Below are 13669 nucleotides of genomic sequence, written 5' to 3'. Positions count from 1 at the left end.
GCTGAACTTAAGAACATCGCTCATAAAGCATCGCTTTTCCTTAGCGGATTCGGGACTGCAGACTGTTGCGCATCACGGAAGGAGCATCCCGATGTCTGAGATCGCCGAAGAGACGATCGCCCTTGTCCGGCGCTGGCTGCGCGAGGCGGCGGACGTCCCCGTCGGCGGTTCGGCGGCGCAACTGGCCGGTGTTCTGCGCGACCCGCAAGGGCTCGCGTTCACGGTCGGTTTCGTCGACGGGGTGATCCGGCCGGAGGATGTGCGGGTCAGCGCACGCACGTTGACGGATCTGTCGCGCAACATCCCGGCCTTCCTTCCGGCGCACCTCCGGCTCGCCGTTCGCGCCGGCGGGTTCTTCGCCCCGCTGATGCCGGGAGTGGTCGTCCCGGTCGCCCGCCGCGCTCTGCGCCACATGGTGGGACACCTGATCGTCGACGCGTCCGACGCCCGCCTCGGCCGGGCGATCAGGCGGATCAAGAAGCGCAACGTCCGCCTCAACGTGAACCTGCTCGGTGAGGCCGTCCTGGGCAAGGGCGAGGCCGAGCACCGCCTGAAGAGCACCGAGAAGCTGCTGGCCAGGCCGGACGTCGACTACGTGTCGATCAAGGTGTCGTCGGCCGTCGCCCCGCACAACCCGTGGGCCTTCGACGAGGCGGTCGACGAGATCGCCGGCAAGCTGCTGCCACTTTTCACGCTGGCCGCCAAGACCGGCAAGTTCGTCAACCTCGACATGGAGGAGTACAAGGACCTCGACCTCACGATCGCGGTCTTCACCAAGCTCCTCGACCGTCCCGAGCTGCTCGGCCTGGAGTGCGGCATCGTCCTGCAGGCCTACCTGCCGGACGCGCTCAGCGCCATGATGCGCCTGCAGGTCTGGTCCGCCTCCCGCCGCGAGCGCGGTGGCGCCGGCATCAAGGTGCGTCTGGTCAAGGGCGCCAACCTGCCGATGGAGCGGGTCGAGGCGGAACTGCACGGCTGGCCGGTCGCGACCTGCGACAGCAAGCAGGCCACCGACACCAACTACAAGCGGGTCCTCGACTACGCGCTGCACCCCGACCGGATCCGCAACGTCCGCCTCGGTGTGGCCGGGCACAACCTCTTCGACATCGCCTACGCCTGGGTGCTGGCCGGGCAGCGCGGCGTCCGCGACGGCATCGAGTTCGAGATGCTTCTCGGCATGGCCGAGGGACAGGCCGAGGCGGTCCGGCGCGAGGTCGGCGGGTTGCTTCTCTACACCCCTGTCGTACGTCCGGAGCAGTTCGATGTGGCGATCGCGTACCTGATCCGCCGTCTCGAGGAGGGCGCGAGCCCGGACAACTTCATGTCCGCGGTGTTCGAGCTGCACACCGACTCGGCCCTGTTCGAGCGGGAGCGGGAGCGTTTCCTCGCCTCGCTGCGGGACCTGGACTCCTCCGTCCCCGCCCCGCACCGGGTCGCCGACCGGTACGCCGCCGTGCCCCGCTCAGCGCCCGGCCTGTTCGTCAACACCCCCGACACCGACCCGGCCGTCGCCGCCAACCGGGTCCGCGTCCGCGAGGTCCTGGGCCGCGTCTCCGGCAGCGACCTGGGCGTCGACGTGCCCCGGATCAGCGACCGCGAGCACCTGGACGAGGCCCTGGAGAAGGCCGCCGCCGCGAACTGGGGCGCCGCCGACCGCCGGGCCGTCCTGCACGCCGTCGGTGACGCGCTGGAGGAGCACCGGTACACGCTGCTCGAGGTGATGGCCGCCGAGGCAGGCAAGACCATCGACCAGGCCGACCCCGAGGTGTCCGAGGCGGTCGACTTCGCGCACTACTACGCCGAGCGGGCCTTCGAGTTGTCGCAGACCGACGGCGCCACGCCCGTGCCGGCGCGGCTCACCCTGGTCACGCCGCCGTGGAACTTCCCGGTCGCCATCCCGGCCGGCTCGGTACTCGCCGCCCTGGCCGCCGGCTCGTCGGTGGTCCTCAAGCCGGCCGGGCCCGCCGAACGCTGCGGCACCGTGCTCGCCGGCATCCTGCGCGACGCGTTGTCCGCGGCCGGCGCCGACCCCAACCTGGTCACCCTGCTCCAGGTCGAGGAGGGCACGCTGGGCCGCGAGCTGATCTCGCACCCGCTGGTCGACCGGGTCATCCTGACCGGCGCCTACGAGACGGCAGAGCTGTTCCGCTCGTTCCGCGAGGACCTGCCGCTGCTCGCCGAGACCAGTGGCAAGAACGCCATCATCGTCACGCCGAGCGCCGACCTGGACCTGGCCGTCAAGGACGTGGTGTCGTCCGCGTTCGGCCACGCCGGACAGAAGTGCTCGGCCGCGTCGCTGGTCGTGCTGGTAGGCAGCGTGGCCCGCTCCGAACGGTTCCGCACCCAGCTGCTCGACGCCGTGTCGTCGCTGGAGGTCGGCTACCCGGCCGACGCGCGTACCAAGATGGGCCCACTGGTCGAGCCCGCCGCCGGCAAGCTGCTCGACGGGCTCACCACCCTCGGCGACGGCGAGCGCTGGCTGCTCGAACCGCGCAAGCTCGACGACTCCGGCAAGCTGTGGAGCCCCGGCGTCCGCGACGGCGTGCGGCGCGGATCCGCGTACCACCGCACGGAGTACTTCGGCCCGATCCTCGGCATCATGACCGCGGACAGCCTCGACGCCGCGATCGACATGGTGAACGAGGTCGACTACGGGCTGACATCCGGACTCCACTCGCTCGACGAAAATGAGATCCGCACCTGGCTGGACCGGGTGCAGGCCGGCAATCTGTACGTCAACCGCGGCATCACCGGCGCCATCGTGCAGCGGCAGCCCTTCGGCGGGTGGAAGCGCTCGGCGGTCGGCCCCGGCACCAAGGCCGGCGGCCCCAACTACCTGGTCGGGCTCACCGGCTGGGAGCCGCGCCCGGCGACAGCCGATGCCGAGATCACCCACGCCGGTGTGCGGGCGCTGCTCGCCGAGGCCCGCACCATCATGGACGCGGACGCGTACGCCTCCGTCGAGCGAGCCGCCCGCAGCGACGCGGCGTTCGACTTCCGCACACCGGCGGACGTCACGGGTCTTTCGGTGGAACGCAACGTGTTCCGGTACGTGCCGACACCGGTGACGGTCCGCCTCGCGGCCGACGGGTCGGTCGCCGACCTGGTCCGGGTGCTCGCGGCCGGGCTGCTCGCCGGGGCCGAGGTGCGGGTGTCCAGCGCCGTCCCGCTGCCGGCCACCCTCACATCCGTCACGTCCGGCCTCACGTCCGGCGGCGCGGCCGGTCTCACGTCCGGCGGCGCGGCCGGTCTCACGTCCGGCGGCGCGGCCGGTCTCACATCCGGCGGCGCGGCCGGTCTCACGTCCGGCAGCGCGGCCGGTCTCGCATCCGTCACGATCGAGGATGACGCGGCCTTCGCGGCGGGGCTCGCCGCCGGGCGGGTCCGGCTCGTCGGCGGCGACGCGTCGGCTCTCGCCGCGGCCACCGGCGGACGGCCCGACCTGGCGGTCTGGTCGGGGCCGGTCACCGAGGCCGGGCGGGTGGAGATGCTGCCGTTCCTGCGCGAGCAGGCGATCAGCATCACCGCGCACCGGTTCGGCAACCCGCTGCCCCTCGCGGCCGCGGTCCTCTGACCGATCGAGATCAGGGCCCTCCCCGGAGGGCCCTTTTTCGTGACCGCCTCACCGCAGTGCAGATCTTGTGAGGTTTAGCCGCCCCAGCAACCCCTAACTCACAACGTCGAGGCTCACCTGCCCACCGCCTCGCGGCCTGCCGCGATCTTGAGAGGTTCTGCCCTCACGGCAGCCGCAAACTCACAAGATCGGCGACGAAGGAGAGCCGGTGGCGGGTAGCAGGTGGCGGGCAACGGCCGGGCGGGCGGTGGCCGACGCGGACGACGGACGGCTGGCCAGTGGCCGCCGGCCGGCGGCGGGTAGCAGGTGGCGGACGACGAACGGCTGGCTAGCCGCTCGCAGCGGACAGCGGACAGCGTTAGACGACGGAGAAGGCGGCGGGGAGTGGGGTGCGGCCGGTGAGGGCGCGCAGCGCCGGGAGACCGTGGCCGGTGGCGGCGGCGATGCGGGCGGCCAGGGCGGTGGTCTCGGCGAGCGTCTCGTAGTCGAGGCCGACGGTGAGTCCGGCCGCCTCGGCGGCGTCGGAGGCGTGGACGACGAGCTCGAACGTTCGGGTCGGGAGCCAGTCGCAGACCCGCATGCCGCCGGCCGGGGTGGCCACCAGATCGTCGTCGGCGGCGCCCGCCAGCGCGGCGGTGGCCCGACCGATGTAGCCGCTCACGGCTGTGGCGGGCTCGTCGCCGAGGGCGGCACCGGTGGCTCGGGCGTCGTCGGTGGAAGCCTTGCGGGCGGCGGCCACCAGGTCGGCGGGGGCGGTGCGGGCCAGGGCGAAGTAGGCTTCGGGGGCGGGTACCAGCAGCGTGGGGGCGCGGTCGGCAAGGACCGTGGGAACCTGGCGCAGCGCCGAGCTGACGGTGTGGCCGAGCAGGTCCCGCATGGTCCACTCGTCGAGCCCCGGGCCGTCGAGGGCGGACGCCGGGATACGCGAGACGAGGTCGGCGAAGGCGATGGCGGCCGAGCGGTAGGTGCGGCGGTAGTCCATCCCAACAAACTGCCACGCCCGGCAACCCATCACGCCCGACAACCCCGCCACGCACCGCCCGAACAGGCAACCCGTCACGCCCGACGACCCACCGCCCCCCGGCAACATGGGCCGGGCGACCCGCCGTGTTCGAGACGAAGGGGCCGGGCGTGGGTGGTCGTCAATGTCACTGCGGTGGCATGCGAAGGAGGGCGGGCGGAAACGGCGGCCTAGCCTGCCGGAGTGCTGTTACCTCTGCCGGACGGCGAGTTCAAGGCCTACCTCTTCGACTGCGACGGGACCATCACGGACTCGATGCCGGCGCATCACCGGGCCTGGCTGACGGCTCTCGGTGAGTGGGGCGGGGATTTCCCGGAGGAACTGTTCTACGCGTGGGGCGGGCGGACCGTCGTCGACGTGATCACGGATCTGAACGCGCGGCAGGGGCTGAGCATGCCGGTCGCCGAGGTCGCGGCCCGGCGTGAGGAGCTGTTCCAGGCGATGCTTCCGGAGATCACGGCGGTTCCGGGCGTGATGGAGCACATCAGCCAGGCGTACGGGAGAGTGCCGTTCGCCGTCGTGTCGGGCAGCACGCGGGAGTCGGTGACGGCATCGCTGACCGCTCTTGATCTGCTGGACCGGTTTCCTGTTCTGGTGTGTGCCGAGGATTACGCACGGCCGAAACCGGATCCGGAGGGCTATCTGCTCGCGGCGGGCCTGCTGGGTGTCGATCCGCGGGACTGCGTGGTCTTCGAGGACACCGAGCTGGGTGTGGCCGCGGCACGGGCGGCCGGCATGGCGTGTGTACGTGTGCCCGCACCCTGGGAACGATAGAAACCCTCGCGCAGGAACGATAGAAATCAATACATGATTCATCAGCGCGCGTTGGAGTATCTGCTCGGGATCGAGGGCGCCGCGCTGCTGCGCTCGTTCACCGAGGAGTCGGGGCCGGAGTTCGGGCGGGCCCGGGTGGCCGAGATCCGGCGGCTGCTCGAGATGGCGGAACTGGACGTGGAGCCGGTGGCGGCGGAGCGCGTGGCTCCCGTCGACGGTTACCGGGTGTGGGCCGAGACCTACGACGTGCCGGGCAACGGCCTGTTCGGGCCGGAGGAGGAGGCCGTCCACGCCATCCTCGCCGAGCTGTCACCGGGGATCGCGGTGGACGCGGCGTGCGGCACCGGGCGGCACAGCGGGTGGCTGGCCGGGCGCGGGCATCGGGTGATCGGGGTGGACGCCTCCCCCGACATGCTGGCCCGGGCCCGTAACCGGGTGCCGGACGGTGACTTCCGGGAGGGTCCGCTGGAGGCGCTGCCGGTGCCGGATGAGCACGCCGATGTCGTGGTGTGCGCGCTCGCGCTGTCGCACGTGGCCGATCTGAAGCCGGTGTTCGCCGAGTTCGCGCGGGTGCTGCGGCCGGGCGGGCACCTCGTGGTGTCCGATATCAGCCAGGAGTGGATCGCCATGGGTTCGGTGCCGCGGGTGCGCCTGGCCGACGGCCGGCCGGCACTGCTCGCCGTGCATCGGCACCGCGCGCCGGACTTCCTGGGCGCCGCGCTGCCGGCCGGCCTGCGGGTGCTGTCGTGTGCCGAGCCGCCGGCCCGGCCGGCTTCGGCGCTGACGGCGGGCGCGGAACTGCCGGGCGGCGAGACCGGGCCGTGGGACCGGTGGCCCTGGTCGCTCGCCGAACTCGTGCCGCACGCGTGGGCGGCGGCGACCGGTGGCCTGCCGCAGGTGGTCATCTGGCACTTCCAGCGGGATCCAGCGGATCGATGACCCGGTTGCGATGGTGCTGGTAGATCACCGAGCTGCGGAAGCCGACGATCTCGCGCCGGGCCGAGAACCGGTCCATAAGGAACGCGTGCAACCCCTCGACGCTGGGGACCGCCACGTGCACGAGGAAGTCGTCGCCGCCGGCGAGGACGAACACCGACAGCACCTCGGGCAGGCCGGCCGCGTACGACTTGAAGCCCTCGATGACCTCCCGGTTCAGCGGCCGTACCTGGACGTGCAGCAGCGCCTGGACCTCCCGGCCGAGCGCGGTGAGGCTGACGTCGGCGTGATACCCGGTGATCACCCCACGGTCGCGGAGCAGCCGTACCCGTTCCAGACAGGTCGACGGAGCGATACCGACCGTAGCGGCGAGCTCACGGTTCGTCTGCCGCGCGTTCGACTGCAATTCCCGTACGATCACCGAATCTATGTCATCCATGGCCATCATCTTTGCCTATTCGCCGAACTTAGTTCGGTGTGATCACTTCTGCTCCGTCGGGCGTCCTAGGTTCAAACCAAAGGCCCTTCAGATGTACGGGAGAAGCAGATGACGATCCACCAGCGTGTCGTGGTCGAACGCGGTATGCGGTCGGGGTACCCGGTCGTCGTCGCGGTGCACTCCACCGCACTCGGTCAGGCGCTCGGCGGATGCCGCCTGGCCGTCTACCCGGACTGGCGCGCCGGACTCGACGACGCGCTGCGCCTGTCCGAGGCGATGACCGCGAAGACCGCGCTCGCCGGCCTCCCGAACGGGGGCGGCAAGACCGTGGTGGTGCTGCCCCCGGACGGCCGGGAGGCGGATCGGCGGGCGATCCTGCACGACGTCGGCGACGTGATCCAGGGGCTGGGCGGGATCTACGCCACCGGGCCGGACGTCGGCACCGGGCCGGACGACATGGAGATCATCGGCGATCGTACGGACCATGTGCTCTGCCGCTCCGCGGACTCCTCCCCCGGCACCGCCGCCGGAGCGGTCGCCGCCCTGCGGGCCGTCGTTGCTGACCGTTTCGGATCACCGTCGCTGGAGGGGCGCAGCTGCGCCGTCCTCGGGGTCGGCCGGGTGGGCACCCACCTGGTGGAGTCGCTCACCGCGGCCGGGGCCAGGGTGATCGCGTCGGATGTGGACGCCTCCCGCCGTACCGCCGTCGAATCTCTCGGCGCCACCTGGACCGATCCGCGAGGCTGTCTCACCGCAGAGGTGGACGTGCTGGTCCCGGCCGCCCTCGGCGGGCTGCTGACCGCCGCGACCGTGCCCGCGTTGCGGTGCGCGGCCGTCGCCGGGCCGGCCAACAACCAGCTCGACCGGCCGGAGACCGCTGATCTGCTGCACGAGGCCGGCATCCTGTGGGCGCCGGACGTGGTCGTCAGCGCCGGCGGCATCATCCACGCCGTCGCCACCGAGCTGCACCGGGAGACGCCGGAGCAGGTGGCCGCCCGGATCGACGGGATCGGTCACACCCTGTCCGGCATCCTCGACGCGGCGCGGGAGACGTCGTCCACCCCGGCGGCCGCCGCGACCCGGCTCGTGGACTTCCTGATCGGCGAGACGGCGGTTCCTACCCTGACGGCATGCTGACGGTCGAACGCACGTCGTCTGGAAGAGCCGGTACACCGTTACCGAGGACGGTTCGCCGCTGACCGCCGGGAGCCGGGGGTGTGGACCAGCGGCGGGGTCTTCGACCCGGACGGCCGGGCGTACCGGGTGCGGTCCAACATCTGGGGCAGCCGGCGGAGCCCGCTCGACGATCAACGAGTACCTGGCCGCCTCGGCGGGCAGCGCCTGACTACCCGCCGGATCAGCCGGTCGTGACGGTGGCGTAGAGGAACGCGGCGTAGGCGGGCAGCGCCAGCATGGCGATGCGCTGGGCCGCGACCGGGAGGCCGAGCGCCGCAGCGGTCGCGGCGACAGCCAGGATCAGCCAGGTCAGCGAGTGCGCCCAGCGCAGTGCGACATACGTGAACCCGCTGGTCCCAGCGGCCTGACCGGACGGCCACACGAAGATCCAGAGGACGGAGAGGGCCAGGCAGAGGGCGGCCCACACGAACGCCGGCACCCCGAGCAGCTTGATCACAACCGGCAGGATAGCCAGCCCCGGCCAGCGTCACTGTGCGTGACAGTGCGCGCGTGTAGTCGTACCGGCAAAGTTGTTTCCACGCCGTTACAGACACTCCGAGAGCCTTGCGTTAAATGCACGTTCATCAATAATGAGCGCCATGCATCGAGCCGAGGCGATACCGGTTGACGGGTCCCGGAGCACGACCGAGCCCCCCACCGGCCGAGAGCCGGCGGCGCTGCCGCCCGCCCACGGCCAGGCTTCCCCAGAGGTCACCACGCCGGTCCTGCCGGCGGGTGGCGGAACCACCATCGCGGTACGGCCGGCGGTACATCCGCCGGTGCCCGCCGGAGTCCCGAGGCGTGACGACTGGCCCGGAGCACCCGCGGAGACACGGACCGGCTCCGGTTCGGTGACCCGCCGGACCGGACGCCGCCGGGGCGCGATCGCCACCCGCCGCCTGGTCGGCCTGTGAACGCCACGACGCGGGCCCCGGGCCCGCCACGCGGCGGACGGCCACCCCGGCGAGACCGGGGACGCTCCGAGCCCTCGGACAATCACCCACGTGCGCTCACGGGGGACGAGCGGAACAGAACCGGCGGACCGTGCCGGCCACGGTGCGGCCGTGGCAGCCCACGACGGACCTCGGAGCGGCTGCTGACCGCCGCCGCGCACACCGATCCCGGGCGCGTGACCGTCACGCCGGCCGGGCGGATCGAGGCGGCAGGGCGGACAGCGGGCGATTCGCTCCAGGCGGTCACTCACGCAAACCGGGCGGGCGGGGCACACGCGGTGACGCCGGTGCGGGCCGGCGGATCGCGGCGTGACGCTCCGCCACCAGATACCGAGCACGCGGCCCGGCCGCCACCAGGAACCGGAGCCGGTGAATCGCCGGCGGTCCGGCATTTGACCACAACGTCACATGTTGTTACCAGCTGTTGACCAGAACCGGGTGAAGCGTCCGCTCCCTGGGTGGGTGCCGGTGAGGTGATGGTTGGGGTGGAGCCGTGCGCGGGGTAGAAGTGAGGCACATCGCTCGCCTCGCCGATCACCGTCGGCGAGCCGGGCGGCCGCACGGCTGAAGAGGGAGACCACTCTCCATGGGCGACACGCCTGTCATCACGCTCAACAACGGCGTCACGATTCCGCAGATCGGTTTCGGCGTCTTCCAGATACCCGAGTCGGAGACCGCCGCCGCCGTCACCACGGCGCTCGAGGCGGGGTACCGCAGCATCGACACAGCGGCGATCTACCGCAACGAATCAGGTGTGGGCACCGCCCTGAAGGCGGCCGGGCTGCCGCGGGACGAGCTGTTCATCACGACCAAGGTCTGGAACAACGATCAGGGGTACGACGAGACGCTGCGCGCGTTCGACGCCAGCATCGCCCGGCTCGGACTGGACCGGCTCGACCTCTACCTGATCCACTGGCCCACCCCGAAACGCGGTAGGTACCTCGACACCTGGCGCGCGCTGGAGAGTCTGCTGGCCGACGGCCGGGTCCGGGCGATCGGAGTCTCCAACTTCCTGCCCGAGCACCTTCGGGCGGTCGCCGAGCTCGGCGGCACGGTGCCCGCGGTCGACCAGATCGAGGTGCACCCGGCGCTGCAGCAGCGCGACGCCCAGGCCACCGCGGCCGAGCTGGGCGTGGCGATCGAGGCCTGGAGCCCGCTCGCGCAGGCGGCGGTGCTGTCCGACCCGGCCGTCCTGCGGATCGCCACCGACCACGACCGCACCCCGGCCCAGGTGGTACTGCGCTGGCACGTACAGCAGGGCCGGATCGTCATCCCGAAGTCGGTGACCCCGTCCCGGATCCGGGAGAACCTGCGGATCTTCGACTTCGAGCTGTCCGCCGACGAGATCGCCGCGATCGACGCGCTGGAGAGCGACGGCCGGACGGGCCCCCACCCGGACCACTTCAACTGACCCTCAATCAGGCCTCAGTGATCATTAAGCGATTTCACAGGAAATCGCCGCATAGTGGGTGGCACGTACCCCTCACACGGAGGTTCCGATGAGCGTCATCGCTCTGGTCAGCTTCGCGCTGCTGCTGGTCCAGCTGGTGCTGGTGGTTCGGGTGGTGCTGGACTGGAGCGTGATGCTGGCCGGCCCGGCGATGCCCGGCTCCTTCCGCGCCCGGGCCCTCGACGTGATCTACACGATCACCGAGCCGATCCTGGCGCCGGTCCGTAAGGTTCTCCCCCCGTTGCGCGCCGGCGGTGTCTCCATCGACCTGGCGTTCATCGTGGTCTTCCTGCTGATCGGCATCATCCGCTCGTTCCTCTGACCGGCTGCGGCAGCGGGCCGGGTGCCGGCAGCGCCTCCCCCACCGGGGCGCCGCCGGCCCGGCCCGCCAGCACGAACGCCGCCGGCAGCAGCAGGAGCGCGGCGCCCGGCAGCACCGAGAGACCGTCCGCGGGATACCCGGTCCCGTCGATCGTGAAGAGAATCTGGGCCACGAACCCGAGCGGCATGACCGCCGCGAGGTAGAACGCGATGGTCGACGGCACCGCGACGACGGTGAGCATGCCCCAGAGCGCCGTGGTACGCCCGCGCCGCCGGGACCGGTGCCGCCGCAGCACGGCGGTCACCAGCACGGCGAGCGGCAGCGAGAGCACGACACCGTAGATGGACGTCCGGTCGCTCACGCCGTTGCCGAGGTAGGCGCCCAGCCCGGCCAGGATCACCGTCGGCACGACCGTGAGCAGCGCGATCACCACCGGGTGCAGCCGGTACCGGCTGGTCGTGACGGCGGTGACCGTGCCGAGCAGCACCATCACGACGGCCACCCCGGTCGTGGTGACCGGCAGCCCGAGCGGCATGAACGGATGGTTCTCCGGCGGGGTGCCCTGGCCGAACAGCAGCGGGCCGAGTCCGGCCGCGGCGATCGCGGCGGCGGTCGTCCGGGTCCGGGTGGCCGCCGGGGCGACCCGGCCGGCGAGCGCCCAGCCGAGCGCGATCACCACGGCCGCCACCAGCAGGGCGATCCGCAGCCCGGCCATGCCGGTCACGTCCTGGATCAGCAGCACCGACTCGGCGGCGAGCAATCCGACGGCGACCACGAGGGCGGCGCGTGGCGCGGACCGGCGGTCGGCGGTGGCGACCAGCACGCCGAGCGCGGTGAGCAGGATCGCGGCCCAGCGCAGCTCGGCGACCCACAGGTAGATCTCGCCGTCCCCGCCGGGCATCGGCGCGGCCTCGGACATCACCGGCATCGCCGGGGTGAGATAGGTGATCGTGTACGCCCAGGCCAGCACCCCGGTCAGCACGGCCGTGACCCCGGCGGCCAGGGTCACGCCCGGCAGCCCCGCCCGGACGGTCTCCTCAGCGGTGACCGGCTCGGCGATCCGGATCGGACGATCGGGGGCGTGCGCCGCGCGGCGCCCGTAGACGACGGCGAGCCAGCCGTAGGCGAGGAACGGGCCGGCCAGGGCACCGGTCTGGACGATCAGCCCGGACTCGTCCGGCCGCAGCACCTCGGTGTCGAACGACATCGTCAAGGAGGCCAGTCCCGCGTCGAGACCCTGGGCGAGCAGTACCGGGACGGTGGCCAGCACGGTGGCCACCACCGCGACCGCCGGAACCCCGCCCAGCACCAGCGCGGTCGCGGCCGGACGGCCGGCGCGGGCGGCGGCCGCGCCGAGGAGCGCGATCAGGACGGTCCAGGCGACGGCTCCGATCGCGGTGGTCGGGTGCGGGAGAAGCTGCCCCTCCCCCAGCCCCCAGACGAGCAGCGCCGGCAGCACGGCCAGCGGGGCGAGTACCGCCGGGCCGGCCACACCGAGACGGCCGTCGCGGGCCATCGGCAGGCGGCGGCCCAGCCACCTGCCCATCGGCACACACCACAGCACCAGGAACACGGTGCTGACCAGCGGGGCGCCCTCGAAGTAGAGCCACGTCGAAACCTCGCGGCCGGAGGCTTCGAAGACCAGTTGCAGGAGCGAGCGGGTCAGCCCGACCACGCCGATGCCGAACAGCGCGGTCAGCATGAGCGCCGCGGCCGGGCTCAGCGCCGGCCGGGCCTCGGCCCACCCGCGCGGGACACCGGCCGCGTCGCGCACGGGTGGGGAGGTGAGCAGGCTGATCGCGAACCCGAGGCGCCGGCCGGCGGTGCCGGGCCGCCCTTCGAGGTGGGCGAGCTCGGCCAGCCACTCGCGATGCAGTTCCTCGCGCAGGTCGGCGGGCCAGCGCCGGGCGGCCAGTCGCAGCGCCTGCCGGGTGAGCCGGGTCAGGATCATGCGGGACACCGTAACTCACCCTCTGCCGTTTCTCTACATAGGGGTTCAGCTGAGTCGATCCTCCACGAACTCCAGAGCCGTGGTGTCGAAGAAGCTACGGCCCCCGGCGTGGTCGTCCCACGGGTAGACCTCGATCTCCTTCTGCCCCTGGATCGCGTTGAAGGCGGCGAACACCCCGGACGGCGGGCACACGTCGTCCATCAGCGCCGCGGACAGGATCGACGGCGCCGTGATCCGGCGGGCGAAGTGGACGGCGTCCACGTGGTCCAGCGTGCTCAGGGTCCGCTCGGCGGCCTGGGGGTTGGCGCGCAGGAACCGGACCACCTCGGCGTACGGGTTGCTGTCGGTGATCGTGATCGCACGCTGGATGTCGCAGAGGAAGGGCACCCCGGCGACCACGGCCGACACCAGGTCCGGCACCAGACCGGCGGCGGCCAGCGCGAGCGCCCCGCCCTGGCTCTTGCCGGTCACCACGAGACGGGAGGCGTCCACGCCGGGCAGCTCGGTCGCCGTCTCCACGGCCCGCACCGCGTCGGTGATCAGCCGCCGGTAGTAGAACGTCTCGGGGGCGAGCACACCGCGGGTCAGGAAGCCGGGGGTGGACGGGCCGGCGCCGGAGTCGTCCGGGTCCGGGGTGTCGCCGCCACGCCACGATCCGCCCTGGCCGCGGGTGTCCATCACCAGGTGCGCGTAACCGGCGCTGGCCCACACCAGCCAGTCGATCGGCAGGCCGCGGCCACCGCCGTACCCGATGAACTCGACCGCGACCGGCAGGGGGCCGGAGACGCTCGCCGGGCGGTTCAGCCAGGCCCGGATCGGCTGGCCGGAGTATCCGGTGAAGGTGACGTCGTAGGTGGTGATCCCGCTGAGCGGGGTGCCGGCCTCGACGAGCTTCGGCGGCAGGGCCACGCGGCGGGCGGTGGCCAGGGTCCCGGCCCAGAAGTCGTCGAAGCCCGCGGGCTCGGAACGGGAGAGCCGGTACTCGCGCAATTCGGGGAGAGGAAGGTCAAAGAGCGCCATGACGATCACGCTAGGCCCTGGGGTTGGCTGGTTCCAGACCTTGCGTGCACGAT

12 protein-coding genes are annotated in these 13669 nt (G+C 72.1%); 7 read left to right on the top strand and 5 right to left on the bottom strand.

Annotation, left to right across the window (positions count from 1 at the left end; genetic code table 11):
• Positions 1-91: 91 nt before the first annotated feature.
• Entirely contained in the window at positions 92-3574 is a 3483-nt protein-coding gene (locus tag CLV67_RS41660; protein WP_106328819.1) for a proline dehydrogenase family protein, read from the top strand.
• Positions 3575-3932: 358 nt separating this feature from the next.
• On the opposite strand, the gene CLV67_RS41655 is transcribed toward CLV67_RS41660, so the two are convergent.
• The gene (locus CLV67_RS41655; protein ID WP_106328817.1) at positions 3933-4556 is read right to left on the bottom strand and encodes a maleylpyruvate isomerase N-terminal domain-containing protein; all 624 of its coding nucleotides are present in this window, start codon (positions 4554-4556) and stop codon (positions 3933-3935) included.
• A 222-nt stretch (positions 4557-4778) separates the two neighbouring features.
• Here CLV67_RS41655 and CLV67_RS41650 point away from each other — a divergent pair, with 222 nt between their 5' ends.
• Positions 4779-5369 (top strand): HAD family hydrolase, encoded by a 591-nt coding sequence (locus CLV67_RS41650; protein WP_106328815.1) that lies wholly within the window; start codon positions 4779-4781, stop codon positions 5367-5369.
• 33 nt (positions 5370-5402) lie between these two features.
• Entirely contained in the window at positions 5403-6308 is a 906-nt protein-coding gene (locus CLV67_RS41645; protein ID WP_106328813.1) for a class I SAM-dependent methyltransferase, read from the top strand.
• On the opposite strand, the gene CLV67_RS41640 is transcribed toward CLV67_RS41645, so the two are convergent.
• Complete coding sequence (locus CLV67_RS41640) at positions 6271-6744, bottom strand: Lrp/AsnC family transcriptional regulator (protein ID WP_106328811.1); 474 nt, start codon at positions 6742-6744, stop codon at positions 6271-6273. The two genes, CLV67_RS41645 and CLV67_RS41640, sit on opposite strands and share 38 nt — an antisense overlap.
• Positions 6745-6852: 108 nt before the next feature.
• On the opposite strand from CLV67_RS41640, the gene CLV67_RS41635 reads away from it, so the two are divergent.
• Positions 6853-7881 carry a Glu/Leu/Phe/Val dehydrogenase dimerization domain-containing protein gene (locus CLV67_RS41635; protein ID WP_106328809.1) on the top strand — a complete coding sequence of 343 codons (1029 nt, stop codon included), beginning with the start codon at positions 6853-6855 and terminating at the stop codon, positions 7879-7881.
• A gap of 220 nt (positions 7882-8101) precedes the next feature.
• On the opposite strand, the gene CLV67_RS41630 is transcribed toward CLV67_RS41635, so the two are convergent.
• Positions 8102-8377: a hypothetical protein gene (locus CLV67_RS41630; protein WP_106328807.1), complete on the bottom strand. Its 276-nt coding sequence runs from the start codon at positions 8375-8377 to the stop codon at positions 8102-8104.
• A gap of 142 nt (positions 8378-8519) precedes the next feature.
• Between CLV67_RS41630 and CLV67_RS41625 the strand changes: the two genes are divergently transcribed.
• From CLV67_RS41625 to CLV67_RS41615, 3 genes are all read left to right on the top strand, one after another.
• Entirely contained in the window at positions 8520-8834 is a 315-nt protein-coding gene (locus CLV67_RS41625; RefSeq protein ID WP_146169508.1) for a hypothetical protein, read from the top strand.
• Between the two features lie 625 nt (positions 8835-9459).
• On the top strand, positions 9460-10284 hold the full coding sequence (locus tag CLV67_RS41620) for an aldo/keto reductase (protein ID WP_106328803.1): 825 nt from the start codon (positions 9460-9462) through the stop codon (positions 10282-10284).
• 88 nt (positions 10285-10372) lie between these two features.
• Positions 10373-10645 (top strand): YggT family protein, encoded by a 273-nt coding sequence (locus CLV67_RS41615; protein ID WP_106328801.1) that lies wholly within the window; start codon positions 10373-10375, stop codon positions 10643-10645.
• Here CLV67_RS41615 and CLV67_RS41610 read toward each other — a convergent pair.
• The gene (locus CLV67_RS41610) at positions 10626-12596 is read right to left on the bottom strand and encodes a hypothetical protein (protein WP_106328799.1); all 1971 of its coding nucleotides are present in this window, start codon (positions 12594-12596) and stop codon (positions 10626-10628) included. The two genes, CLV67_RS41615 and CLV67_RS41610, sit on opposite strands and share 20 nt — an antisense overlap.
• Before the next feature lie 45 nt (positions 12597-12641).
• Complete coding sequence (locus CLV67_RS41605; protein WP_106328887.1) at positions 12642-13616, bottom strand: acetylxylan esterase; 975 nt, start codon at positions 13614-13616, stop codon at positions 12642-12644.
• Positions 13617-13669: the final 53 nt, after the last annotated feature.

It is taken from the genome of Actinoplanes italicus (assembly GCF_003001815.1).
Taxonomy (GTDB): Bacteria; Actinomycetota; Actinomycetes; order Mycobacteriales; family Micromonosporaceae; genus Actinoplanes; species Actinoplanes italicus.
This window is presented reverse-complemented; position numbering and strand designations above follow the sequence as displayed.